Below are 23,973 nucleotides of genomic sequence, written 5' to 3'. Positions count from 1 at the left end.
CGCACGGAACCGCCCGATGAAGCGTCTTCTGCTTGTGCTGTGCCTGTTGTTGCCCGTTGCGGTTCATGCGCGTGCGCCGAGCGCGATGTTCTACATGCTCGATCAGCAGAAATCGATCGACGCGTTTGAGCGTCACGCCAACCGCATCGATGTGCTGGTGCCTACCTGGTATGCGGTGGATGCGCATGGGCTGGTATCGGGCGCGCCCAATCCGCGCGTCATGGCCATCGCCAAGGCCAACGACGTCACGGTGATGCCCATCGTCTCGGCGGGTGGCGATCGCGCGGCATTCCACCAACTGCTGGGCGACGAGAAGGCGCGCCGCGCGATGATCGATGCGCTGATCGTGCAGGCGCAGCAATACCGGTTCAGTGGCTTCCAGTTCGACTTCGAAAATATCGCCTGGACCGATCGCGATGCGCTTACCTTGTTGACCCGCGAAACCGCCGATGCCCTGCATAAACACGGCCTGCAGCTTTCGATGGCGGTGGTGCCCGACGCGCCGGGCCACGCCGGGCGTGGCGAGTTCAGCAAGTGGATGTGGGAATACTGGCGCGGCGCCTATGACCTGGAGGCGCTGGGCAAGGCGCTGGATCTGGTCTGCCTGATGACCTATGACCAGCACACGCGCTGGACCACGCCCGGTCCAGTGGCGGGCATGCCCTGGACCATGGAACACCTTACCTACGCACTGGGTCGCGTACCCAAGGAAAAGCTGTCGCTGGGCATCGCGCTGTACGGCTATCACTGGTATGCGGGCAACCCCGTGCGCGAGGACGGCAAGGAGTCTTCCAACATCACCGCCGAATACATCGACGCGGACGTCTCGTTGCCGCTGGCCCGCCAATACGGCGCCACGGTGCAGTGGGATCCGGTGGAGCACGAGAGCTGGTTCTACTTCTACCGTGACCAGATGCGCGAATGGGTGTTCCTGCCCGACGCGCACGCCTTCCGCGACCGCTATGCGCTGGTCAAGCAGCAGGGTCTGCAAGGCTTCTGTTCCTGGGTGCTCGGCGCCGAAGACCCGGCAGTGTGGAACGAACTGCCCGAACGACATCCGCTGGTAACGCTGCGTGCCGCCGAGGGCGCCGCCCAGCAGCCATGAACCTCACCCGCGGCGCAGCCCCTCGCCGTGGGTTTTCCTGCCGGGGCAGGCCGGAACCGACGCCGGCCTACGTTGCGAACGTCGGAACAACAACACGCACAACACCAGCCGCCATCGCTTTGGAGAGAACGATGACGGCCAACACCACACAAAGCATTCGGGAGGGAATCAAGATGAACCGTATTCACCTGCGTCGCGCCATGCTCGCCAGTTCGCTGGCCTGGGCGCTCGCCACACCGCTGTACGCGCAGACCACCAGCGCACCGACCGGCGAGCAGAACCAGAACACCTCGCAAGACAATGCCAACAAGAAGCCCGTGACGCTGGACAAGGTCGTAGTCACCGGTTCGCGCATTCCGCGTTCGGAGATCGAAGGCCCCGCGCCGGTGGTGATCGTCACCGCCGAGCAGATCAAGGCCCAGGGCTTCACCACCGTTTTCGAATTCCTCAATTCGTTGCCGCAGGTCGCCACGCCGGAGTTCTCCGATCGCGTATCCACCTGGGGCAATACGGCGGTCAACGCCCGCCCGATCAACCTGCGCAACCTGGGTCCGGACCACAGTCTGTTGCTGGTGGACGGTCATCGCATTCCCGATTACCCGCAGCCCAGCGCAGGCCAGAGCACGTTCCAGAACTACGCCAACATCCCGGTCGGCATGATCGATCATATTGAAGTGCTGGCTACGGGCGCTTCGTCGATCTACGGTTCGGACGCGGTGGCCGGCGTGGTCAACGTGATCCTCAAGAAGACCTACCAGGGCGACGATCTGCAGATCACCGGCGGCGGCGCCACGCGTGGCGGCCGCAACTACGGCGACATCAACTTCCTGGGTGGCCGTTCGGGTGATGGCTGGCATGTGATCTACAACTACCAGCACACCAATCGCTCGGCGCTGTTCGGCCGCGACCGAACCTATACCGACGCCGAAAGCGACGCCGGCTACGGCTCCTGGAACGCGAGCGCGCGCATGTTCGGCTTCCCCACCTCCAACGGTGCGGCGCTGCAGAACGCAGCCGGCAACTACATCGCACCGCCCGCCGGCGCGTGCGGCAAGTTTGGCAACAATTTCTCGGCCTACGATCACAAGACCGTAGCCACCAATGGCAACACGGTGGACCCCACCAACATCACCGATGCCGGCGTGTCGTGCACGCAGAATGCCGCCTTTGCCAACTGGGTGCTTTCGCCGGGCCTGCGCAGCGACAGTGTGTATGTGGCGGGCGACTACGACTTCAGCTCCTCGCTGCAGGGTTACGCCTCGGTGTCGCTCAAGGACAGCACCGGCATCACCAATACGGCGCTGCCCGCGCTGTATCCCATGGCTGGCCTGCCGAACAATTTCTATGACCAGACCTCGGGTCAGGTCATCAGCAACTACAACCGCCAGCTTACCCCGCAGGAACTGGGCGGCTACGGCAACACCCACGACTACGAGCAGAACTGGGATATTCATGCGGGCCTCAAGGGCACCATCTTCGATGACCGCTTCAACTGGGACCTGAACCTCGGCACCAGCAAGTACATCGTGCATGAGCACTACACCGGCCTGAACGAACAGGGCATGTTCGATTACTTCTTCGGACCGCAGGTCGGAACCACCACCGTCAACGGCACGGCGTACCCGACCTACGCACTCAACAGCAATCGCTTCTGGAGCCCGATTTCCCCGTCGGATTACCAGAGCTTTGCCGTGGGCGGCGTCAACAGCGCCTATACCTGGATGGATCAGGCCACCTTCAACGTCAACGGTGACCTGTTCAACACCTGGGCCGGCCCGATCGGTTTTGCCGGCGTGGTGGAAGGCAACCATCAGGGTTTCCGCCTAGCGCCCGATCCGCGTGGCAACACCACCACCTTCGGCGATCCGTTCCAGAACTACATCACCGGCGGCGGTACGCGTAGCCGTCTGTCGACCGCGACGGAGTTCCGCGTGCCGCTCGCATCGACGCTGACCTGGACGATTTCCGGCCGCCTGGACAAGTATCGCGACGCCAGCCTCGCCGACATCGCCCGCACCTGGGGTACGTCGCTGGAGTGGCGTCCGCTGGATGGCCTGCTGTTGCGTGGCACCTATGGCACCAACTTCCACGCGCCGGACATGCAGGCCATCTACCTGGCCGACTCGGTGACCACCGTGGGCGACTACGCCGATCCGCTGCAGTGCATCCAGACAGGCAATCGCACCTGCCAGAACTACCAGCACGCCACCTTCTTCAATCAGTACTCGGGCGGTAGCCGCAACCTGCTGCCGGAAACCGGCCACTCCTGGACCTACGGCTTCGTGTGGGACGTACCCGGCGTGGAAGGTCTGTCGGTGTCGGCCGACTACTGGCACATGGGTATCGACAACGCGATCAAGTGGATCGACACCAACACGCTGCTTACCGACGAGGCGGGCTGCCTCACCGGTCAGACCGTCAGCGGCGCGCCGTATATCGCGCATCCGCTGGGCTCGGAGTACTGCCAGTTGGCGATCCGCAACGTGGTGCGCGACAACGCGGGCAATATCGTCAGCGCCACCGTGGGCCCGATCAACGAAGCGTCGTTGTATGTGAGCGGCGTCGACGCGTCGTTGAACTACAAGTTCAACACCTCGCGTTGGGGCAGCTTCAACTTCGGCCTGGACTACACCAACAACCTCTCGTTCAAGGAGCGTGACCTCGCGTCCGATCCGCTGCTGAACACCCGCTACCAGTACGTGGCGAGCAAGATCACCGGCAACCTGGCGTGGCACTACAACGCCTGGGACGCGAGCCTGCACGGCGAGCGTTCGGGTGAGCTGCGCGCCAACAACTACGGCGGTTGCGAAGTGCTGCCCAACGGCATCCAGCCGGCGCTGGGCGATCCGCAGTGCGTGGTCTATCGCGGTCATGTGGCGCCGTGGATCATCTGGAGCGGCTCGGTGTCTTATCGCATCAACGAGAGTCTCAAGGCCGGCCTCAACGTGTCGAACATCTTCAACAAGGTGGGCGCCATCCCGTACTACTCGGGCGGCTTCGAGTTCATTCCGACCCAGCAGGGCGCGAACTACACCGGTCGTGAGGTGTTCCTGTCACTGGATTGGAAGATCGACTGACGTGTCATCAAGGACGGGCCCTGTTGGCCCGTCCTGCGCGGCGCCGCCATGCGCGGCGCGGCGTGCACGAGGGCAAGGACGCTGTTAGATTTCAAACGATCCAACCTCGCTGCAAGGGAATCCGATGGCTCATCTTCCGTCCCGCTCCTGGCTCCCGTTGATGCTCGCTTTGGCGCTATCGCCCGGGGTGGCATCCGCTGGTACCAGTGATCATGCAGCAGAGGTCGATCCGCGCATCGGTACCGGTGGCGATGGTCATACGTTCCCTGGCGCCACGGTGCCGTTCGGCATGATCCAGTTGTCGCCCGACACGGCAATGCCGAATTTCAAGCAGGCCTATAAATGGGCCGCTGGTTACCAGTACGGCGACACCAGCTTGCTCGGTTTTTCCCATACGCATTTTTCCGGCTCGGGTCATTCGGACCTGGGCGATGTATTGGTGATGCCCATCGCCGGCGACGTGCGGCTGGAGCCGGGTGATCCGGCGCGGCCCGGCAGCGGCTATCGCTCGCGTTTCAGTCACCAGAGCGAGCAGGTGGAGGCCGGGTACTACGCCGTGACACTCAGCGATTACGGCGTGCGCGCCGAACTTACGGCGGGACGTCGCATCGGCTGGCATCGCTACACCTTTCCAGCCGGCAAGCCAGCGCATGTGCTGCTCGACCTGCGCCCGAGCATCTACGACTACGATGGCAAAGTGCTGTGGTCCAGCCTGCGCGTGCGCGAGGACGGCACGGTCACCGGTTGCCGCACCACGCGCGGTTGGGCACCGGGTCGCGAGCTGTGCTTTGCCATGCGCTTCTCCCAGCCGTTGCAATCGCGCACGCTGTACAACCGCGAGGCCGAGGTCACCTACAAGGGCTTCAAAGGTCCCGGCCATCAAGCCGAGGATCACGATGCCCAGGCCGGTCGCGCACTCGTCGGCGTGTTCGACTTCGGTGAGTTGAAGCAGCCGCTGCGTGTGAAGGTGGCGATCTCGCCGGTGAGCGAAGCCAATGCCGTCGCCAACCTGGATGCCGAAGGGCAGGGCTGGGATTTCGATGCCCGCCGCGCCGAAGCGCGTAGCGCTTGGAGCCACGCGCTGTCGGTGATCGACGTGGACGCGCCCAAGGAACAGCGCATCAGTTTCTACACCTCGCTCTATCACGCCTTGTTGTCGCCCACGCTGAGCATGGACGTGAACGGTCAGTTCCGCGGTCCGGACGGTGCGGTGCATCAGGCCACCGATGCGAATGGATCGTTCGAGTTCCACTCCACCTGGTCGCTATGGGATGTCTACCGCGCCCAGCAGCCGCTGATGGCGCTGCTGATGCCTCAGCGCAGCACCGACTTCGTGCGCTCGCTGATCGCCTCACGCGAGGCCAGCCCGTTCGGCATCCTGCCGGTGTGGGCATACCAGGGCCTGGAGACGTGGTGCATGATCGGCTACCACGCCGTGCCGGTGATCGCCGATGCCTATGTCAAGGGCGTGCGCGGTTTCGACGCGGACGCCGCGTTGAAGGCCATGGTGGCCAGTGCCACCTATGCGCCGTATGGCGGCCTGGGCGACTACATGAAGCTAGGCTACGTGCCCATCGACAAAGAACCCGAGGGCGCGTCCAAGACGCTCGAATACGCCTATGACGACTGGTCGTTGTCGCAAATGGCCAAGGCCATGGGCCGCGCCGACGTAGCCGCCACCTTCCGGCAGCGTGCCGGCAACTGGCGCAACGCGTTCGATCCCAAGACCGGCTTTATGCGTGCGCGCAAGACCGATGGCGCCTTCCGTGAGCCGTTCGACCCGGACGCCGCCGGCTACGGCACCGATTACACCGAAGGCAACGCCTGGCAATACTCCTGGTACGTGCCGCAGGACGTCGCCGCGCTGGTCAAGGCCTTGGGGGGCGACGCCGCCTTTGTAACCAAGCTGGACAGCGTGTTCGATGCCAAGGTCGACCCGGCGCGCTTCGCCCATGTCGAAGACATCACCGGCCTGATCGGCTGGTATGCCCATGGCAACGAACCCAGCCATCACCTGGCGTATCTGTATGACTACGCGGGTGCCCCCTGGCAAACCCAGAAGCGCCTCAAGCAGATCATGGACACCCAGTACGCCGCCCGGCCCGATGGGCTGGCCGGCAACGACGATCTGGGGCAGATGTCGGCCTGGTACATCTTTACCGCGCTGGGCTTCTACCCGGTGACGCCGGCCAGCGACGAATACGCTATCGGTCGCCCGTTCGTGTCCCGTGCCACCTTGCACCTGCCTAACGGCAAGTCCTTCACGGTGACCGCCTCGCCCCTCGATGGCAGCCACCCGTACGTGGGCAGTGTCACCCTCAACGGCAAACCGCTCGATCGCGTGTTCCTGCGCCATGGCGAGATCCTGGCGGGTGGCGAACTGCACTTCACCATGCAGGCCGAGCCCAACCAGGCCTGGGGCCAGCAGCCCGGCAGCCGTCCTTCCTCCATGAGCGAGGGCGGGTTCTGAGGCCCGATGCGACGCTTGCCGTGACATGGCGCGCAGAACGCGCGCCCTCGGCGGGCGCTTACTAAAGGCCTAGGAAAAAGCCGAGGCAGGAAGGTGGCAATTGCCCAGGTGATTCTGCAACTATGCCGGACATGTTGCGCTCACACTGGAAATTAGCGTCGACACTCCGGCCAGCCATGAGGGATCGCATGGCCTTGCGCTGGCGACTCGGTGGCCTATTGGCCGCCGTGCTCGTTATTGTGGCGCTGCCCTACATCGTCACGCGCAGTGGCGCGGCAGAAGCCATCAGCGCCAACGAGCGCGTCACGCACTCGTCCGAAGTCAAATCGCTGACCTATCGCATCGCCTATGTCACCCGCGACAGCGAAGCGGCCATTTACCGCCTGATCCACGGCGACACCGACCCGCAGGTACGCATGCGGGCCGCCCGCGCCGAACATGAGGTGCCCGGCCTGCTCGCGCAGCTGCGCGACATGACGCGCGATAGCCCCGACCAGCAAGCCCTGATCGGTTCGCTCAATGCCACCGTCAATGGGCGCATGGCGCTCAGTGGCCAGGCGGTGCTGCGCCATGAGCATGGCGACCCGCAGGGCGCGGTCGAGGCCATGCGCGACTCCGGCGCGCTGTTCAAGATGGACGACCTCATCGATGGCATCGTGCGCAACGAGAACAGCGTGCTGCTGCAGCGTCGCGATGAAGCCTCCCGCGAGGCCTTCAACAGCAGCCTGGCCTTGGCCATCACCGCCATTGCGCAGGTGGTGCTGCTTACCATCGTGGTGATCGTCTCCGAGCGCCAGATCAGTCGTCGCCTGATGGCCGAGGTACGCGAAGGGCAGGCCGTGCAGCGCTCGCAATTGATCGTGCAGGCCGTGCGCGAGCCGATTGCCTTGCTGGACGCCAGCCTGGGCACCTTGCTGGTGAACGCCGCCTTTGGCGAGCTCTATGGCTTGCCACCCGATTTCCGCCAATCGATGCCGCTAACCGAGATCGGCGACGGCGCCTGGACCGACAGCGCCTTGCTGCAACGTCTCAACGACGTGCTATTGCTGGATCGCGAGCTGTGGGATTACGAACTGGTCCAGCGCACCGTGGATGGCGTGGACCGTCACGTGGTGATCAACGCCCGCCGCCTGGAACAGGATGGCGGCGGCGATCCCGTGCTGCTGATTACGCTCAGCGACGTGACCGCGCGCGCCCTGGTGGAGCAGCAGGTGAAGGAGCTCAACCGCCAGCTCGAGGGCAAGGTTGAGCAGGTCTCCGATGTGAACCGAGAACTGGAAGCCTTCAGCTATTCGGTCTCGCATGACCTGCGCGCGCCGCTGCGCCACATCAGCGGCTTTGCTGGCAAGTTGCAGCAACACCTGGGCGAGGGCGCGGACGAACGCTCACGCCATTACATCGAAGTGATCAACGACGCCTCCCGACGCATGGCCTTGTTGATCGAGGATCTGCTGGTGTTCTCCCGCCTGGGTCGCGGTGCGCTACGCCTCCAGCCGGTAGATATGCAATCGCTGGCGGACGAAGCGCGCGTGCTCGCCGAGATCGATGCACATGGCCGCCATATCGTGTGGTCCATCGCGCCGCTGCCGATCGTGATCGGCGATGAGAACATGTTGCGTACCGTGTGGCAGAACCTGCTCGGCAACGCGGTCAAGTACACCGGCAAGTGCGAAGTGGCGCGCATCGACGTGGAAGTGCAGCGCCACCGCGATGGCAGTTACGAGTTTGTAGTGAACGACAACGGCGCCGGCTTTGACATGCAATACGCCGGCAAGCTGTTCGGCGTGTTCCAGCGACTGCATCGCGCTTCCGAATTTCCGGGAAATGGCATTGGCCTGGCCAATGTGCGGCGTATCATTACCCGTCACGGCGGGCGCGTCTGGGCCGATGCCGTGCCCGGGATGGGAGCACGCTTCCATTTCACGCTGCCCGCATCCGATCTGGCGGAAAGCTTTGCGCAGAGGCGGTTATGAACCATCGCGATATACGAGCCATCTTGCTCGTCGAGGACAGTCTTGCGGATGCCGAAATGGCGATGGATGCGCTTGCTGAAGCCAACCTCGCCAACCCCGTGGTGCACCTGGAAGACGGTGTGGATTGCCTGGACTACCTCTATTGTCGAGGCGAATGGGCCGGGCGCGAACCGATCGATCCCGCCGTGGTATTGCTGGATATCAAAATGCCGCGCATGAGCGGCCTGGAAGTGCTTACCCAATTGCGCGCGGACGATCGTTTCCGTCGCGTGCCGGTAGTGATTCTTTCCTCCTCGCGCGAAGAGAGCGACCTGGCACGCAGCTGGGATATCGGTGCCAACGCCTACGTGATCAAACCCGTCGACGTGGAACAGTTTTTTGAAGCGGTGCGCACAGTTGGACAGTTCTGGGCTGTGTTGAACCAGGCGCCCGAATAAGCCGCGCAACGACCGGGCAGGATGCTCACGATGGAGTCGCAGAAAGTGGACAGGCAACACCGGGTACTTCCGAAAATTCGCGTACTGCAGATCGAGGACAGCCAACTCGATGCGGAGCTGGTGCTGTCAGAGCTCGACGCGGATGCCATCGACTACGACGTGCATCTGGTCGACGCGGAGCCGGAATTTCTCTCCGCCCTGGAAGGCTTTCGCCCGCATATCGTGTTGTCCGACCTCAGCATGCCCGGCTTTTCCGGCCAGCGCGCCCTGGAACTATTGCGCGAGCGCGACCAGGATCTGCCCTTTATCTTCGTCTCCGCCACGCTGGGCGAGGAAGCCGCCATCGAGGCACTGCGTAACGGCGCTACCGACTACATACTCAAGCAGAACCCCGCGCGACTGGCCTCGGCCGTGCGTCGCGCACTACGCGAAGCCGAAGCGCAACGCGCTCGTCGCCGCGCCGAGACCGAACTGATTCGCGCGCAGCGCTTCGAAAGCCTCGCCATGCTGGCCGGCGGACTCAGCCACGATTTGCGCAACCTGTTGCAACCGCTGCTGCTGGCCGGCGACAGCCTGCAGGACTACCAGGAAGATCCGCGCCTGGGCCGCCTGGTGCGCGACTGCGGCAAGCGCGGCCTGGACATGGTGCAATCCATGTTGTCGTTCGCACGTGGCGCGCGCCGCGCGGAACAGGTGCGCGTGGGCGCGTTGCTGGAGGCGCTGAACCTGCTGCTGCAAGGCAGCGTGCCGCGTTCGGTCACGCTGCATTTGTCCGCGAGCGATCCCGAACTGACCTTCGACGGCAACCACACCGAATTGCAGCAGTGCCTGCTCAACCTCAGTCTCAACGCGATCCAGGCCATGCCCGAGGGCGGCGAGCTGCGCATTGAAACGAGCGTGAAAGTGCTCGACGACACCTTCTTTGTCGGCGACGAAGAGGCCGAAGAAGGCAGCTACCTGTGTCTGACCGTGGCCGACACCGGCACCGGCATGGACGAGGACGCGTTACGACACATGTTCGAACCCTTCTACACCACCAAGGAAACCGGCACCGGCCTGGGCCTGATCTCCTGCAAGCGCATCGTTACCGCGCACGGCGGTGTCATGCGGGTGGATAGCCAGCCGGGCCGCGGCACCCAGTTCCATCTGTATATTCCCCTGCTGGACCGCGGCGCCGAGGCCAGCGAGCAGGACGAGAGCGATAACCTGCAAGGCGAAGCCGAGCGTGTACTGGTGGTGGTGGAAGAAGCCGGCCAGCTCTCGCTGCTGGTCGATACGCTCGACTCCTGGGGTTACCAGGCCCACGCCAGCCAAAGCGGTACGGCGGCACTGCAATGGATCGAGGCGCAAGGCGTGCCGGATCTGGTCGTGCTGGACGCCGACATGAACCTGTTCACGGGCGTGCGTACTCTTGCCGCGCTGTTCGATCATGGCTATCGCCGGGCCGTGCTATTGCTGGCACGGCCAGATGCACCGCCCGACATGGATGAGCTGCCGGTGATGGAACATCTCTACCTGATCGACAAACCGATCTCGACCCAGAAGCTGCTGCGCACCGTGCGCGAGGCATTGGAGGCGAGCGCGGGAAGCCTGCCAGAGGGCGCGCCGTAGGCTGCCGGTGCGCATTTCCCCGGGGCTGCCTGGGAGAGCGTGGTTCCAGTGCGGCACATAGGGCGACACATCGCCGTTTCAGCGCTACGGTTTGCAACTGCCGGAACATTACACGTGGCGCCAAGCCAGTCGCTGTAGAAGACGTGGCTTCAGTAGGTGACTATCGTTCCCTTGATTACGGTGTGTTTCGGGCGCGCGGCAAACCTATCACCCGGGAAGAGGCTGCTCGGCAACGCCCATGATTGAGTGACCAAGCTAGGCAAACGCGTACAGGGGCGCTGCCGTCACCGCGCCGTATGATCAGTGTCAGGTGCCATCAACATGAAATTCAGTGATCTTGAAAAGTCAGCGCTACAGCTAAACGATCTCTATGAACAGCTGGAGATCAAGCGATGGGGGCGCATCTGGACCACCACAGAACTCGCGCTTGGCTTCGTGGGGGACGTGGGCGATCTGGCGAAACTGATCCAGGCAAACGCGGGTATCCGAGATATTGATGACTGCAAAGCCAAGCTTGGTCATGAATTGTCGGACTGCCTGTGGTCGATCATGGTTCTGGCAAATAAGTGTGGCATCGATTTGGAGGCGGCGTTTGTCAAGAACACCGAAGAGCTCGTCGAGTATGTATCTGGTGAGTTGCGCACCTAATCGAGAGGAAGTACTCCTGCACGCTGAGAGCGCGCAGAAAAGTGCCTTGCAGGCTGGCTGCGGAGAGACTGAGATCACCTGGATCCGTGATACTTGGAACAACACACGTCTCGGACGCTGGACACGAGGCATCCGAAGTGGGGAGTTCGATAAGAGGGAGGCGAAATGTCCAAACCAACAGCTGAAGGCCTCAAGCGCTATCCCGAGACGGCGGGATATAACGTGGATCTCGCCAGCCCCATCCCCTGCGTTTGTAACCCGGCATGCGGGCTTCGCTGCGCCGGCGAGTGCGGCTGCGAGGCTTGCTCTGTTCAGTTCACGAAGTTCTGTGAGGCATCGGGCCGGCTGAGCGCATTGGTGCCAACCTTAGAGGCGGAAGAAGAAGCACTCAACGCATACCGCCATGTAGTGGATGCCGAGCCGCCAGCGATTATTCGGCGCGGTAGGTTCGACGGCCGATAAAGGCGAAAGGGCGCTGTGCCTCGGCGGAAATGCCGGGTATGTGCGCAGCCTCTCGGCGGTAGCGCTTGGGTATGCTTTCAAGTGCGGCGTCAGCCGGTCAACGCAACACTTTGAAGAAATCGCTTTGCGTGGAATATCAATCTTCCACGCATTCTTGGCAGCCTCTCTAACGATCCTGCTGTGCCAATAGGTCGGAGTAGCACTGGATTTAGGGCACGTCCAGCCTGCTGGCCCTCGAGCAAAGAATCTGAGCCTGGATGCCACGTCAACGCACCTTCTGCTGGCGCAGTGTCGGGGTGTTGCGTTGACCGGGTGAAATCGCAACCCAGGGCGGATGGTTGGCAGGGATGCAATTTCAAGGAAGTTGCCGCCATGGTGATGAATCGCACTGCGCTCAAGCACAGGTTGATGGCCTGGAATGATGAATTCGTTGGATCGGCCTACGGTTCGAAGCAGGAAGTTTAAGTAATCTCAGCCGATCGTGCCGATTGGCTGATCTTTAAGGGCAATCAAATGAAACGCTTGATTGCGGGCGCTTCCGCACTGGTATTTACCCATGCTGTCCTGGCTTCAGAGGTGGCTCCAAACGATTGGAAGCGGTCTGGGCTATACGTAACGGGCGTTGCCGTTATCGACCAGCAAGGCAAGGTCACGCATATCGATTTGCTACCTGTCGAGCGCAATGACAAGGGCAGCAAGGAGCTTGCGGCACAGCTCACCCCGCTTGCCCAATCCACCATGTCTCATTGGGAATTCGTACCTGCAACCTTAAATGGCAAACCGGCAGAAGCTCAAACGTTTCTGCACGGTGTCTTCGAGTTTCGCCCAAAGGGTAAAAGTTATGAGGCCCGCTTTGTATTCATTGGGAATGGCCCTCAACTCGACAAGCGCACAGCGCCACGGTACCCGCGCGACATGGTCAGCGCCCGCGTCCAAGCCAAGCTGACCATGCTTGTATTGGTCCACCCGGATGGGAGTCTGAGCGACATTCGGCTTGAGTCAGCGCAAAGCACGGGCCGGCGGCCGACCACCCAGTTCGTCCGAGCGGCGACAGAAGCCATGAGCTCCTGGCATGCTGAGCCCGAGACGGTTGATGGGCATGCCGTGGAGACGTGGGTTCGCGTCCCGATATCGTTCAACCTGCGCGATACCGTCAGCGGGCTCCAATACGATCCTCAGCTTGAACGCTCCGTCGACTCGCCTGCGGAGCCACTCAAGTCTTCGTCGGGCGAAGAGAGCCTGGCACTCGACAGCGCCGTCAAGATGCGTTCTCAGTCGCCCGAACTGTGACCCGGACATGCCAGGGAAAGAGGGTGTCTAAACGCGTAAGCCATACCTTTTCCCTGGTGATCGTGTTGATAGAGAAGCAGAATCTTCGTGGAGATATCTGCTTCCAAGCCACCGCAAACATAGTGTTTAGGCGCCCCAAATAGACCCGCGATAGGGACGATCTCGGCAAGACGTGCTTTGGCTATACGAAGCTCCTGCCTGGGAGGGCGAGTCATCAGACCATGTTGCCCTTCGATCGCGAAAAGCCCGAATTGCGGCGACGCTAGAGCGGCGGCGAACGACATAGGTAACTCGTCCTTCGGCGGTTGAGAGACACCTCGCTGGCGTGGCGAACTGGCAAGGGCAACTTTAGCCCTGGCGGAGCAAGGAGAGCCGGAGAAGGCGAAGGAAGGTCGACTTCGACGACATCGCCCCAAAACGGTCAAAACTTGCCCCGATCTGCCCACCGCGCTAGCGTGGCCCTATGCGCATCGCCTATCGAGCCGAAAGCCTGATCGACGCCCATCTGGTGAAGGACGCGTTGGAGCGCGTGGAGATCCCTGCGTTTGTCTCCGGCGAATACCTTACCGGCGCGGTGGGGCAGCTGCCTGCCTTGGACTATGTGGCCGTGCTGGTACCGGAAACCAGCCTGCCCGCGGCGGAGCGGGTGGTGCGCGAGGTGGAGGCGATGCTGATGGAAGCACGGCTCGCACTTGGTGAGATCGAGGACGATCCCGACGCGCCGCTGCCGGCCCTGGGTTAGCGAAGCCGTTGAGGCTCCACCGTATCATTCCGCAATTCAACCCATTGGCGCCGCCACCGTCCGTCGCGCTTGGACAGGTTGGCCAGATGGCCGCGCCACAGGAGTTTTCATGCAACAGTCGCTGCAACAGATCCAGGCGCTGATTCGCGCCGTGCCCGATTTTCCCAAGCCTGGCGTCGTTTTTCGCGACATCACTCCCTTGCTTGCCGATGCTGGCGGCTTTGCCCGCTGCATCGACGCGCTGGCCGAACCTTGGCAGGGCAGCGGCGTACAGGCGGTGTGCGGCATTGAATCGCGTGGGTTCATCTTTGGCGCCGCGCTGGCGCAAAAGCTGCATGCCGGCTTTGTGCCGCTGCGCAAGCCGCGCAAGCTGCCGCCGCCGGTGGTGGGCGTGGATTACCAGCTTGAGTACGGGGTGGATCGGCTGGAGGCGCGTGACGATGCGCTGCGCCCTGGCGAACGCGCCCTGATCGTGGACGATGTGCTCGCCACCGGTGGCACCCTCGCTGCGGCGAGCGCGCTGGTGCAGAAGCTGGGGGCGCTATTGGTGGGCGCCAGCGTGGTCATCGAGTTGGCGGAGCTGAAGGGGCGCGAGCGGTGGCTGGGCGGTACGCCGTTGCACGCCTTGCTGCGTTACTGAGGAGGGAGGCCGCCGGTTTCGTTGATTTGAGCAGGCGTAGCCGCCATATCGGAAACATCGCAGTAACCGGAGGGTTTCCCATGCTAGGTATCGGCGCTTTCAAACAACGCATGCCGCATCGCGAGGACGCCTTGCCAGGGCGCGATCGCCCCATCCTGCCGGAAGCACCGCATCATGTGCTGGGCAGTTCGTTGCAGGCGGAAGCCTTTCCGGGCGCGGCGGTTCTGGTGGTCGGCATGGGCTGTTTCTGGGGCGCCGAGCGCAAGTTCTGGAGCGTACCTGGCGTGTTGAGCACGTCCGTGGGCTATGCCGGCGGCTACACGCCCAATCCCACTTATCGCGAAGTGTGCTCGGGGCAGACCGGGCACACCGAAGTGGTGCGTGTGGTGTATGACCCGACGAAGGTGGACCTGGAAACGCTGCTGCGCGTGTTTTGGGAGAACCACGATCCGACCCAGGGCATGCGCCAGGGCAACGATGAGGGCACGCAATACCGCTCGGCCCTCTACCTGAGCGACGTAAAGCAACTCGCGGCGGCGGAAGCCTCGGCCCAGCGCTTTCAGGCCGAGCTGCAGCGCGCCGGTTATGGCGCCATCACCACCGAGATCGCGCTGGCGGGGCCGTTCTACTTTGCCGAGGATGAGCACCAGCAGTACCTGTCCAAGCATCCGGACGGCTACTGCGGCCTGGGCGGCACCGGCGTGAGCTGCCCCATCGGCGTGGCGCACGCCAGCTGATATCGCTACGGCGTGGCCGGTGCCACGCTTTCGACGTAGACCAGTTCGCAGGCGCCGTCGCCGGTATCGTCGCGCGTCATCGAAGTACGCCAGCGCCAACCGTTGGGGCGCGCGGCATCCACCAGGAAGCCTTGCAGGTGCACCACTTCGCCCACGCGCAGGCGATCGAGCTGTGCACGCACGGCGGCGTCGGCGGGAATCATGTGCATGTTGGCGCTGGATTGTTCGATCTCGCGGCGCGGAATCGGAAAGCTGGTGACATGCCAGTGGTAGAAGCGGTTTTCCTGGCTGATCTGGATGCGTGCCAGCACGCTGCTGTCGGACATGCGGCCCCAGCCCAACGCCAGATCGGTGGGCGCGAGTGAGGCGCCGCCGTCGACGTGGTAATCCTCACGGGATAGCACGCGGGCGGTGAGTTCAAAGCGTGCGCGTGTGGTCAGCGTGATGTCGCCACGTTGCAGTGTGGCGCCGTGATCCAGGTCGATCTGCGTGGGGGCATCGGGCGCGAGCACGCCGGGCGGCGGCGCGATGGGCCGGTGACGCGACCAATGCACACCGCCAAGCACGGCGATCAGCAGGAGACCGGCAACCCACCAGCGTGGCATGCGCGGTACTCAGCGCGCGCTGCGGCGCGTGGGCTTGGCGTCCGCCAGGCCCGGACGCAGCAGCTCATCGGGCATGGATCGCACGACGTCGGCGAAGCGTTTGAGGAAGGGGCCCATCGAGGAGCTCTTGCGCCACACCAGCGCAATGCGCCGGCTTGGCGGATGACCGGCGAATTCAAGCAGATGCACGTTGTCGGTGCGCGCCACCGGCGGCTTGATGGCGAGCGTGGGCAACAAGGTGATGCCTACGTTGGCGGCCACCATCTGGCGCAGGGTTTCCAGGCTGGTGGCGCGGAAGCCGGAACGTTCGCCCGCTCCGGCCAGGTGGCACACCTCCAGCGCCTGGTCGCGCATGCAGTGGCCGTCTTCCAGCAGTAGCAGGCTTTCGTCCTCCAGGTCGCCGAGCTTGAGTAGTTTCTGCTTGTGCGCCAGCGGGTGGCTTTCGGGCACGGCGAGCACAAAGGGCTCTTCGAACAGAAACTCGGCGTGCAGGCTATCCTCGTGCAGGGGCAGGGCGAGTACGCCGACATCCAGCGCACCTTCGCGCAGCATCCGCACCACGTGCTCGGTTTTCTCCTCCACCAGCAGCAGTTCCAGGCGTGGGAAATGCGTGCGTACCAGGGGCACCAGGTGCGGCAGAAGGTAGGGGCCGAGGGTGGGGAAGATGCCCAGTCGCAGCGTGCCCGATTCCGGGTCGCGCGTGCGCTGCGCAATAGCCTTGATCTCTTCGACCTCGGCCAGCACGCCGCGCGCGCGACGGGCAATTTCGCGGCCGGTCTCGGTCAGCAGTACCTTGCGCGGCGTGCGTTCCACCAGCGGCACACCCAGCTCATCCTCCAGCTTCTTGATCTGGGTGGAGAGCGTGGGCTGGCTGACAAAGCTCGCCTCGGCCGCGCGCCCGAAATGCCGGTGCTCGGCCAGGGCCACGAGGTAGTGCAGGTCGCGCAGGTTCATGGGCGGCAGCCAGTTGATAGCTCAGGTCAATGATTGTGAGGCTACTCATTGCTTCTAACAATGGGCAATGGGTTTTCCCTGGGCTGAACTGTCGCCCATGCCTTCTGGCACTGGGTCATTCGTCATGCATACGCCTAGCTTGCGGGTTCGATTGTCCCTGGGGAATGGTTTACATGCGTCGTCTCGCTCGTCCGTTTGTTCTCACCGCGCTCGCTGCCTGCTGCGGTGCCGCCCTGGCCGCTCCGGCCGCCAATGACCAGCCGCACGGCAAGCTGCCGACCTGGGCACAGCCCGAGTCTTATCAGCTCGACTTCAAGGTCGATCCGCGCCAGCCCGATTTTTCCGGCACCACCGTCATCAAGCTCAAGCTCGCGCAGGCTTCCGATCACGTCTGGCTGCACGGCCGCGAGTTGAAGGTGGGCAAGGTCACCGTGACCGACGCCGCGGGCAAGGCGCATGCAGGCAAGTACGTGGACGTGGCGCCGCAGGAAGGCGTAGTGCGCGTGGATTTCGGCGGCACGCTCAAGCCGCAGGAGCTCACCCTCGCCATCGAGTACACCGCGCCGCTCAACCAGCAGTTGCAGGGTCTGTACAAGGTGAGCCACGAGGGCCAGCCGTACGCGATGACGCAGATGGAGCCGATCAGCGCGCGCTATGCGTTCCCCGGCTTCGATGAGCCGGCGTTCAAGACGCCGTTCGATATCCGCCTGACCATTCCCGCCGACGAAGTGGGCGTGGCCAACACGAAGCAGGTGAAGGAAGAGGCTGCCGGCGACGGCTGGAAGCGCCTGACCTTCTCCACCACCAAGCCGCTGCCCACCTACCTGGTGGCGTTTGGCGTGGGTCCATGGGACGTGGTGAAGGGCCCCGATATTTCGCCCACCGCTTACCGCACGCAGACGCTTGAGCTGCGTGGCGTGGCCGCCAAGGGCGAAGGCCATCGCATGCAGCATGTGCTGAACGAAACGCCGAGCATCATCCACACGCTGGAGGACTACTACGGCTTCGGCTACCCGTGGGACAAGCTCGACCTGCTCGCCGCGCCCGACTTCTCCGCCGGCGCCATGGAAAACCCGGGCCTGGTCACCTTCCGCGACTGGCTGTTGCTGCTCGATCCGGATTCCCCGGCCAGCTACGTGCGCGGCTCGTTCAACGTGACCGCGCATGAGCTGGCACACCAATGGACCGGCGACACCGTCACCATGGCCTGGTGGGACGACCTGTGGCTCAACGAAGCCTTCGCCACCTGGATGCAGCAGAAGGTGACGCAGAAGGTGCACCCGGAGTACCGCGCCGACCTCGACCGCGTGCGCGGCGCCCAGGGCGCGATGAATGGCGACAGCCTGGTCACCACGCGCAAGATCCGCCAGCCGATCACCGGCAATGGCGACATCGAAACCGCTTTCGATGGCATCACCTACCAGAAGGGTGCCGCGGTGCTGGGCATGTTCGAAGGCTATGTGAGTGAGCCGGTGTTCCAGAAGGGCATGCGTGCCTACATTCAGGACCACAAGTTTGGCAACGCCACCGCCGACGACCTGATCAACGCCATTGCCACGGCCGCCGACAAGGGCGATGACTTCAAGCAGGCGTTCAAGAGCTTCCTCAACCAGCCCGGCGTGCCCTATGTGCAGACCAGGCTGGAGCAGGTAGACGGCAAGACCGTGCTGCACCTGAGCCAGAGCCGCTATCTGCCGGTGGGCAGCAAGGGCGACGACAAGCAGGTGTGGGGCGTGCCGATGTGCGTGCGCTACGGCACGCCCGATGGCAGCAAGGTGAGCTGCGAACTGTTCGACAAGGCGCAGGGCGAGATGGTGCTCAATGGCGCCAGCAAGGCCACCTGGGTGCTGCCCAACGCCAATGGCACCGGTTACTACCGCTTTGCCATGGACAAGAGCGACCTGGCCAACCTCGGCAAGCAGATCAACAAGCTCGACGATGCCGAGCAGCTTGCCTACGCGGATGCGGTGTATGCCAGCTTCAAGCATGGCGACCTCGATGCCGCCGACGTGCTCGCCGCGCTCAAGCCGCTGACGGCCTCCAAGACGCGCGAAGTGGCTACCGCACCGTTGACCAGCTTCAACTGGATCTACCGCAACCTCGCCAGCACCGACGCACAGCGCGCCAAGCTGGCCGCCTGGGCCAAGGACGCGTACCTGCCGCGCCTCACCCAGCTGGGCTATCACCGCAAGCCCAACGAAGCCGATACCGATTCGCTGCTGCGTAACAGCCTCGCCGAGGAACTGGCGTTGGGCGTGCGCGTGCCGGCGGTGCGCGCCGAGCTGATCAAGCAGGGCGACGCGGCGCTCAAGCGCAAGGCCGATGGTCGCCTTGACCTGACCGCTGCCGATCCGGATCTGCTGGGCGTGGCGCTGGGCGTGGCGGTGCAGGAGCGTGGCAAGAGCGCGGTGGACGCACTCATCGCCGAATTGCCGCAGACCAGCGACCCGGCGTTGCGCAACGCCATTCTCAGTGGCTTGAGCGAAGCCAATACCCCCGACACCGCCGAGCAGGTGCGTAACTTTGCCCTCGACAAGAAGGTGAAGGTGGGCGAGATGGCGATGCTGTTGGCGGGTGGCCGCGACACCCGTGCCCAGCGCGATGCCACCTGGCAGTGGGCCACCGCCAACTACGACCGCATCATCGAGCGCACCGGCAGCTTCTCCGGCGGCCGACTGCCGAGCATGATGGGCGGCGGCGGTTGCGCCTCGGCCGAGGCGGATCGTTTGCAGGCATTCTTCAAGGATCGCGCCAAGAACGTGAGCGGCGCTGAGCGTGGCCTGGCGCAGACCACCGAAGCCACCGTGCTGTGCAGTGCGTTGGTGGAAAAGCAGGACGCTTCCGCCATCCTGCGCTGATTCCGCTCACGCGTGTATAAGGCCGGGCGGTGCCAACCGCCCGGCTTTTTTTTAGCCCCGGCAAACCCCGCGCCGCATCGTGCGACGTTTCATGACAGAAGGGCGTCCAGGGAGGCGCCGGACCCATCGCACTCGCCGCCTCGCCGGTGCAGTCGGCGGCCACTTGCTCACGCTTCCCTGGCCGACCCCTCCCGCCGGCACCTACACTGGGCCGGCCCACCCAGGGTAGTCAGGGAGAAAGACATGCGTCGTCCGTGGGAATGGTTGTTGCCGTTGGCGTTGTTGGCGGCGCCGCTGCTGGCGCAGGAGGTGCCCCCAGCGTTGAAGGATTGGCAGGGCTGGGTGCTGCACGATGTGCCGGAGCACGCATGCCCCTGGCTGCGCACTGACGGTGATCGTGCCTGCGTGTGGCCAGGGCGCCTGTCCATCGAGGCCGGCAAGGACGGCGCGCACTTCAGCTTCGAGGTGCATGTGGATGCCGCCGATTGGGTGGCGCTGCCGGGCAACGGCGACGTGTGGCCGCAACAGGTCGTGGTTAACGGCAAGCCGCTACCGGTCCTGCAGCACGACAACGGGCCGGCGCTGCGCCTGGAGCCGGGCGACTACACCTTGCGCGGCGAGCTGCCCTGGGTAAGCCGTCCTGCGCGCCTGCATGTGCCGACGTCGATCGGTCTGGTCACCTTGAACCTCGATGGCACGGCGGTCAGTCGCATCGAACGCAACGGCGAGCAGCTCACGCTGGGCGAGGCCGCCGCCGCGCAACGCGCCGCCGATGCGCTGTCGGTGCGGGTGTATCGCCGTCTCACCGATGGACTCCCCGCCACGCTGGAAACGCAGCTGCAATTCAATGTCACCGGCAGCGCGCGCGAGCAGGTGCTTGGGCCGGTGCTGCCCCCCGGTTTCGTCGCCACGGCCTTGGCTGGCGAGCTGCCTGCGCGATTGGAGAGCGATGGGCGGCTGCGCGTGCAACTGCGCCCTGGCCAATGGAAGGTATCGTTGGGAGCGCGCTCCACCGGCGTGCTGGAGAAAGTCGCGTTGATGCCGCCCGGCGAGCCGTGGCCGGCCCAGGAAGTGTGGAGCTATGCCGACGCCGGCGCATTGCGCAGCACGCGGGTGGAAGGGCAGGCCACCGATGCCGCCCAGGCCGATGTGCCGGCGGAATGGCAATCGCTGCCGGCTTACGCGCTCGATGGCGCGCATGGCCTGTCCATCGAGTCGGGCACGCGCGGTGGCGAAGGTGGCCAGGGCGATCAGCTCACGCTGCAGCGCAAGTTGTGGCTGGATTTCGACGGACACGGGTTTACCGCGCTCGATCATCTCACGGGTACTTTGCGCCGCAGCCAGCGCCTGGATGTGAGCGCGCCGTGGCAGCTGCAGAGCGCGACGCAGGACGCGACGCCGCTGCTGGTCACTGCCGATGGCGCGGGTCGGCAGGGCGTGGAACTGCGTGGCACCAAGATCGACGTAAGCGCGGGCCTGCGCTTGCCCGAGCGCGGTCATGCGCCCAGCGGCGGCTGGCAGCTGGCGCTGGAACGTATCGACGGCACGCTCTATCTGCCCAACGGGTATCGCTTGCTGGGTGCGATCGGCGCGGATCGTTCGCCCGATTCGTGGGTCGCGCAGTGGAGCCTGCTCGATCTGTTCGTGGTGGCACTGATCGCCTTGCTGGCGGGCCGCCTGCTGGGCTGGCCGTGGGCACTGGTGGCACTGGGCTTCCTTGCCTTGTCCCTGCATGAAGGCGGCGCGCCGCGTTGGACACTGGCGGTGGTGCTCGCGCTGGGCTTGCTCACGCGCGCCCTGCCGGAAGGTCGCCTGCGCGTGTTCTCGCGTATCGGTGCATTGGCTTTGCTGGTGTTGGCGGCGTTGTGGACACTACCGTTCGCCGCCACGCAGATGAACTACGCACTGCATCCGCAACTGGAACAGGGTGCCTACATGGGCCGGGTAGGCTTTGAGCCCGACAACGAAGCACCCTCGGTGGCCATGGACGAAGAGACCGAGGTCGCGCCGGCGGTGGAAGAAGCCTCGGTCAACGCGCCCCCCGCACCGCCTGCGCCAGCCACCGGCATCGCGGCTGCCCAACGGACGCGGAAGGAGCGTCAGTCCTATGCACCCTCGGTAAACGGCAAGGTGGCCTCGCTTGCCTCGGCGGTGGTCACCGGCTCTCGCATCACCGCCGCCAACACGGTGGGCCAGGAGGTGGACGCGCACAGCGTGATCCAGGCCGGTCGTGGCACGCCGTCGTGGAATGTCGGCAATAACTATCGCCTGGGATGGTCCGGGCCGGTCACGGCGGAGCAGTCGACGCGACTGGTGATCGCGCCGGCCTGGCTGGTGCGTCTGTTACGCGTGGGCATGTTGGCCTTGCTGGTGGCCCTGCTTGGCAAGCTGGCTCTGGGTGCATGGCGCGCATGGCCTGGCTCGGCTGGTGGCTGGCGCCTGCGCGCCGGCGCGGTTGCGCTACTCGCGCTCAGCCTGCTGTCGCCCGGTGCGCACGCGCAGGCCACGCCAGGCAACGAGGTGCTCAACGCGCTGCGCGAGCGCCTTACCGAGGCACCCAAATGTGAGCCGGACTGCACCAGTACGGCCCAAGCGACGGTCCAGGCCCATGGCGATCAATTGTCCCTGGAGCTGGAACTGCACGCGGGCGCTGCCGCGGCGGTGTCGTTGCCGCAAGGCGACGATGCGCTGCAACTGCAGACGGTGGACGTGGACGGCAAGCCCGCCGACTTGCTGCGTTCGGATATCGGCGCGTTGATGGTGCGCATGGAGCGCGGCGTGCATCGCGTGACCCTGCGTTATCGCGTGGCGCCCGTCGACACCGCGAATGTGCAATTCCCATCGCATCCCCAGCGCGTGCTCTTCAGTGGCACCGAGTGGAGCGCCGATGGCGTGGATGAGGGGCGCCTGCTTGGCGACAACCTCACACTCAATCGCCTGCGCACCGCGGCGGACGGCCAGGCACGGGTGGGCGCCACGCAGACTTTTCCGCCGTTTGTGCGCGTGGTGCGTACCCTGCAACTCGGCAACGAATGGAACGTGCGCAACACGGTGCAGCGCATTGCGCCGGTCGAAGGCGGTTTCAGCCTCGATCTGCCGTTGCTGCCGGGCGAGCATCCGCTGGGCGACAACGCGCGGGTGAAGGATGGCCGCATCGGCGTCACCTTCAATGCGGGCATCAACGAGGTGAGCTGGACCAGTCGCCTGGATCGCGGCGAGCAACTGGCGCTGACCGCGCCAGCCCTGGGCGAGCGTGCGGAGCAGTGGGTGGTGCAGGCGGCGCCGATCTGGCATGTCGATGCCAAAGGCATGCCGGGCACCTTGAGCGACGACGGCTTGCTGTATCAGCCGCTGCCTGGAGAGACGCTGGCACTGTCCATCACCCAGCCCAAGGCGCTGGTTGGCCCCAGCCTCGCCTTCGACGCGGTCAGTGTGCAAAGTCAGGCGGGCGACCGTTCGAGCGAAGCCCAGGTGACCCTGGTGGCGCGCAGCACGCGCGGTGGCGAACACGCATTGGGCTTGCCGCCCGGCGCCGAGTTGCTGGAGGCACGGCGTGACGAGCGACCGATCAATCTCGCCATTCGTGACGGCAAGATCGGTCTGCCGCTGTTGCCGGGCGTGCATCGCTATGCGTTGCGCCTGCGTCTGCCGCAAGGTATCGGGGCGTTTACGCACACGCCGACGCTCACACTGAATGCGCCAGCGGCCAATCTCACCTTGCATCAGGCGTTGCCGCAGGACCGCTGGGTGCTGTGGACTTGGGGTCCGTCGATGGGGCCGGCGGTGTTGTACTGGTCGCAGTTGCTGGTGCTCTTGCTGGCGGCGTGGCTGCTCGCGCGCTACGCACCCACACCGCTGCGCTTCTACCAGTGGCTGCTGCTGGGGCTGGGTTTCTCGGCGTTCGCATGGGGCGCCTATGCCTTGGTCGTGGTATGGCTGATCCTGCTTGGCCTGCGCGCGCGGCATGTGTTGCCCGAGCGCTATGGCACCACCTTCAATCTGCAGCAGGCGGCCTTGGCGTTGCTCACGCTGGTGGCGTTGGCGGTATTGATATCGGCGGTGCCCAAGGGCTTGCTCGGCTTGCCGGATATGCACGTGGCCGGCAACGGTTCCACCGCCTGGCGGTTGAACTGGTTCGCCGACCAGACCGATGGCGCGTTGCCGGTGGCTGGTGTGTTCAGCGTATCGTTGTGGGTCTACAAGATCGCCATGCTGCTGTGGGCATTGTGGTTGGCGAACGCGCTGATCGGCTGGTTGCGCTGGGGCTTCCAGTCGTGGAGCGAAGGCGGCTATTGGCGCGCGCGCCAGCGCAAGACCAAGGTGCCCCCGCCAGTGCCTGAGGCGACGGAGTAAGGCGAACGAGG

The 23,973-nt window shown here is 64.4% G+C and carries 15 protein-coding genes; 13 read left to right on the top strand and 2 right to left on the bottom strand.

Features of this window, described 5'->3' with window-relative positions:
• Nucleotides 1–16 precede the first annotated feature (16 nt).
• The 11 genes from JHD67_RS04190 to msrA all read left to right on the top strand — a co-directional run bounded on the left by JHD67_RS04190 (nt 17) and on the right by msrA (nt 15,192).
• Nucleotides 17–1,105 carry a glycosyl hydrolase family 18 protein gene (locus JHD67_RS04190; RefSeq protein WP_199097623.1) on the top strand — a complete coding sequence of 363 codons (1,089 nt, stop codon included), beginning with the start codon at nt 17–19 and terminating at the stop codon, nt 1,103–1,105.
• Nucleotides 1,106–1,278: 173 nt separating this feature from the next.
• Nucleotides 1,279–4,182: a TonB-dependent receptor gene (locus JHD67_RS04185; RefSeq protein WP_199097621.1), complete on the top strand. Its 2,904-nt coding sequence runs from the start codon at nt 1,279–1,281 to the stop codon at nt 4,180–4,182.
• 124 nt (nt 4,183–4,306) lie between these two features.
• Nucleotides 4,307–6,652: a GH92 family glycosyl hydrolase gene (locus JHD67_RS04180; RefSeq protein WP_199097619.1), complete on the top strand. Its 2,346-nt coding sequence runs from the start codon at nt 4,307–4,309 to the stop codon at nt 6,650–6,652.
• 176 nt (nt 6,653–6,828) lie between these two features.
• Entirely contained in the window at nt 6,829–8,625 is a 1,797-nt protein-coding gene (locus JHD67_RS04175) for an ATP-binding protein (protein WP_199097617.1), read from the top strand.
• On the top strand, nt 8,622–9,062 hold the full coding sequence (locus JHD67_RS04170; protein ID WP_199097615.1) for a response regulator: 441 nt from the start codon (nt 8,622–8,624) through the stop codon (nt 9,060–9,062). The genes JHD67_RS04175 and JHD67_RS04170 overlap by 4 nt, the downstream gene beginning before the upstream one ends.
• Nucleotides 9,063–9,092: 30 nt before the next feature.
• On the top strand, nt 9,093–10,673 hold the full coding sequence (locus JHD67_RS04165) for a response regulator (protein ID WP_199097613.1): 1,581 nt from the start codon (nt 9,093–9,095) through the stop codon (nt 10,671–10,673).
• Nucleotides 10,674–10,994: 321 nt separating this feature from the next.
• Entirely contained in the window at nt 10,995–11,321 is a 327-nt protein-coding gene (locus JHD67_RS04160) for a MazG nucleotide pyrophosphohydrolase domain-containing protein (protein WP_199097611.1), read from the top strand.
• 975 nt (nt 11,322–12,296) lie between these two features.
• Nucleotides 12,297–13,073, top strand: a complete 777-nt coding sequence (locus JHD67_RS04155) for an energy transducer TonB (RefSeq protein WP_199097609.1) — start codon at nt 12,297–12,299, stop codon at nt 13,071–13,073.
• A 463-nt stretch (nt 13,074–13,536) separates the two neighbouring features.
• Nucleotides 13,537–13,815, top strand: coding sequence for a DUF2007 domain-containing protein (locus JHD67_RS04150; RefSeq protein ID WP_199097607.1), 279 nt, complete (start codon nt 13,537–13,539; stop codon nt 13,813–13,815).
• Between the two features lie 109 nt (nt 13,816–13,924).
• A complete protein-coding gene (locus JHD67_RS04145; RefSeq protein ID WP_233171626.1) occupies nt 13,925–14,455 on the top strand; it encodes an adenine phosphoribosyltransferase in 531 nt (176 codons plus the stop codon).
• Nucleotides 14,456–14,535: 80 nt separating this feature from the next.
• On the top strand, nt 14,536–15,192 hold the full coding sequence (gene msrA, locus JHD67_RS04140) for a peptide-methionine (S)-S-oxide reductase MsrA (RefSeq protein ID WP_199097605.1): 657 nt from the start codon (nt 14,536–14,538) through the stop codon (nt 15,190–15,192).
• Nucleotides 15,193–15,197: 5 nt separating this feature from the next.
• On the opposite strand, the gene JHD67_RS04135 is transcribed toward msrA, so the two are convergent.
• Both JHD67_RS04135 and JHD67_RS04130 read right to left on the bottom strand, forming a co-directional pair.
• Complete coding sequence (locus JHD67_RS04135) at nt 15,198–15,797, bottom strand: hypothetical protein (protein ID WP_199097603.1); 600 nt, start codon at nt 15,795–15,797, stop codon at nt 15,198–15,200.
• Between the two features lie 9 nt (nt 15,798–15,806).
• A complete protein-coding gene (locus tag JHD67_RS04130) occupies nt 15,807–16,751 on the bottom strand; it encodes a LysR substrate-binding domain-containing protein (RefSeq protein WP_199097601.1) in 945 nt (314 codons plus the stop codon).
• Between the two features lie 173 nt (nt 16,752–16,924).
• Here JHD67_RS04130 and JHD67_RS04125 point away from each other — a divergent pair, with 173 nt between their 5' ends.
• Nucleotides 16,925–19,609 carry a M1 family metallopeptidase gene (locus tag JHD67_RS04125; RefSeq protein ID WP_199097600.1) on the top strand — a complete coding sequence of 895 codons (2,685 nt, stop codon included), beginning with the start codon at nt 16,925–16,927 and terminating at the stop codon, nt 19,607–19,609.
• Nucleotides 19,610–19,852: 243 nt separating this feature from the next.
• Entirely contained in the window at nt 19,853–23,962 is a 4,110-nt protein-coding gene (locus tag JHD67_RS04120) for a hypothetical protein (RefSeq protein ID WP_199097598.1), read from the top strand.
• Nucleotides 23,963–23,973: the final 11 nt, after the last annotated feature.

The organism is Dyella sp. ASV21 (assembly GCF_016428975.1).
In the GTDB taxonomy this organism is placed as follows: Bacteria; Pseudomonadota; Gammaproteobacteria; order Xanthomonadales; family Rhodanobacteraceae; genus Dyella.
The sequence above is the reverse complement of the archived record's forward strand: the minus strand, read 5'-3'. Positions and strand labels throughout refer to the sequence as shown.

Excerpts from the sequence above, each read along its gene's own strand:
- JHD67_RS04190 (WP_199097623.1), top strand. The coding sequence starts at position 17 with ATGAAGCGTCTTCTGCTTGTGCTGTGCCTGTTGTTGCCCGTTGCGGTT.
- JHD67_RS04185 (WP_199097621.1), top strand. The coding sequence starts at position 1,279 with ATGAACCGTATTCACCTGCGTCGCGCCATGCTCGCCAGTTCGCTGGCC.
- JHD67_RS04180 (WP_199097619.1), top strand. The coding sequence starts at position 4,307 with ATGGCTCATCTTCCGTCCCGCTCCTGGCTCCCGTTGATGCTCGCTTTG.
- JHD67_RS04175 (WP_199097617.1), top strand. The coding sequence starts at position 6,829 with ATGAGGGATCGCATGGCCTTGCGCTGGCGACTCGGTGGCCTATTGGCC.
- JHD67_RS04170 (WP_199097615.1), top strand. The coding sequence starts at position 8,622 with ATGAACCATCGCGATATACGAGCCATCTTGCTCGTCGAGGACAGTCTT.
- JHD67_RS04165 (WP_199097613.1), top strand. The coding sequence starts at position 9,093 with ATGGAGTCGCAGAAAGTGGACAGGCAACACCGGGTACTTCCGAAAATT.
- JHD67_RS04160 (WP_199097611.1), top strand. The coding sequence starts at position 10,995 with ATGAAATTCAGTGATCTTGAAAAGTCAGCGCTACAGCTAAACGATCTC.
- JHD67_RS04155 (WP_199097609.1), top strand. The coding sequence starts at position 12,297 with ATGAAACGCTTGATTGCGGGCGCTTCCGCACTGGTATTTACCCATGCT.
- JHD67_RS04150 (WP_199097607.1), top strand. The coding sequence starts at position 13,537 with ATGCGCATCGCCTATCGAGCCGAAAGCCTGATCGACGCCCATCTGGTG.
- JHD67_RS04145 (WP_233171626.1), top strand. The coding sequence starts at position 13,925 with ATGCAACAGTCGCTGCAACAGATCCAGGCGCTGATTCGCGCCGTGCCC.
- msrA (WP_199097605.1), top strand. The coding sequence starts at position 14,536 with ATGCTAGGTATCGGCGCTTTCAAACAACGCATGCCGCATCGCGAGGAC.
- JHD67_RS04135 (WP_199097603.1), bottom strand. The coding sequence starts at position 15,797 with ATGCCACGCTGGTGGGTTGCCGGTCTCCTGCTGATCGCCGTGCTTGGC.
- JHD67_RS04130 (WP_199097601.1), bottom strand. The coding sequence starts at position 16,751 with ATGAACCTGCGCGACCTGCACTACCTCGTGGCCCTGGCCGAGCACCGG.
- JHD67_RS04125 (WP_199097600.1), top strand. The coding sequence starts at position 16,925 with ATGCGTCGTCTCGCTCGTCCGTTTGTTCTCACCGCGCTCGCTGCCTGC.
- JHD67_RS04120 (WP_199097598.1), top strand. The coding sequence starts at position 19,853 with ATGCGTCGTCCGTGGGAATGGTTGTTGCCGTTGGCGTTGTTGGCGGCG.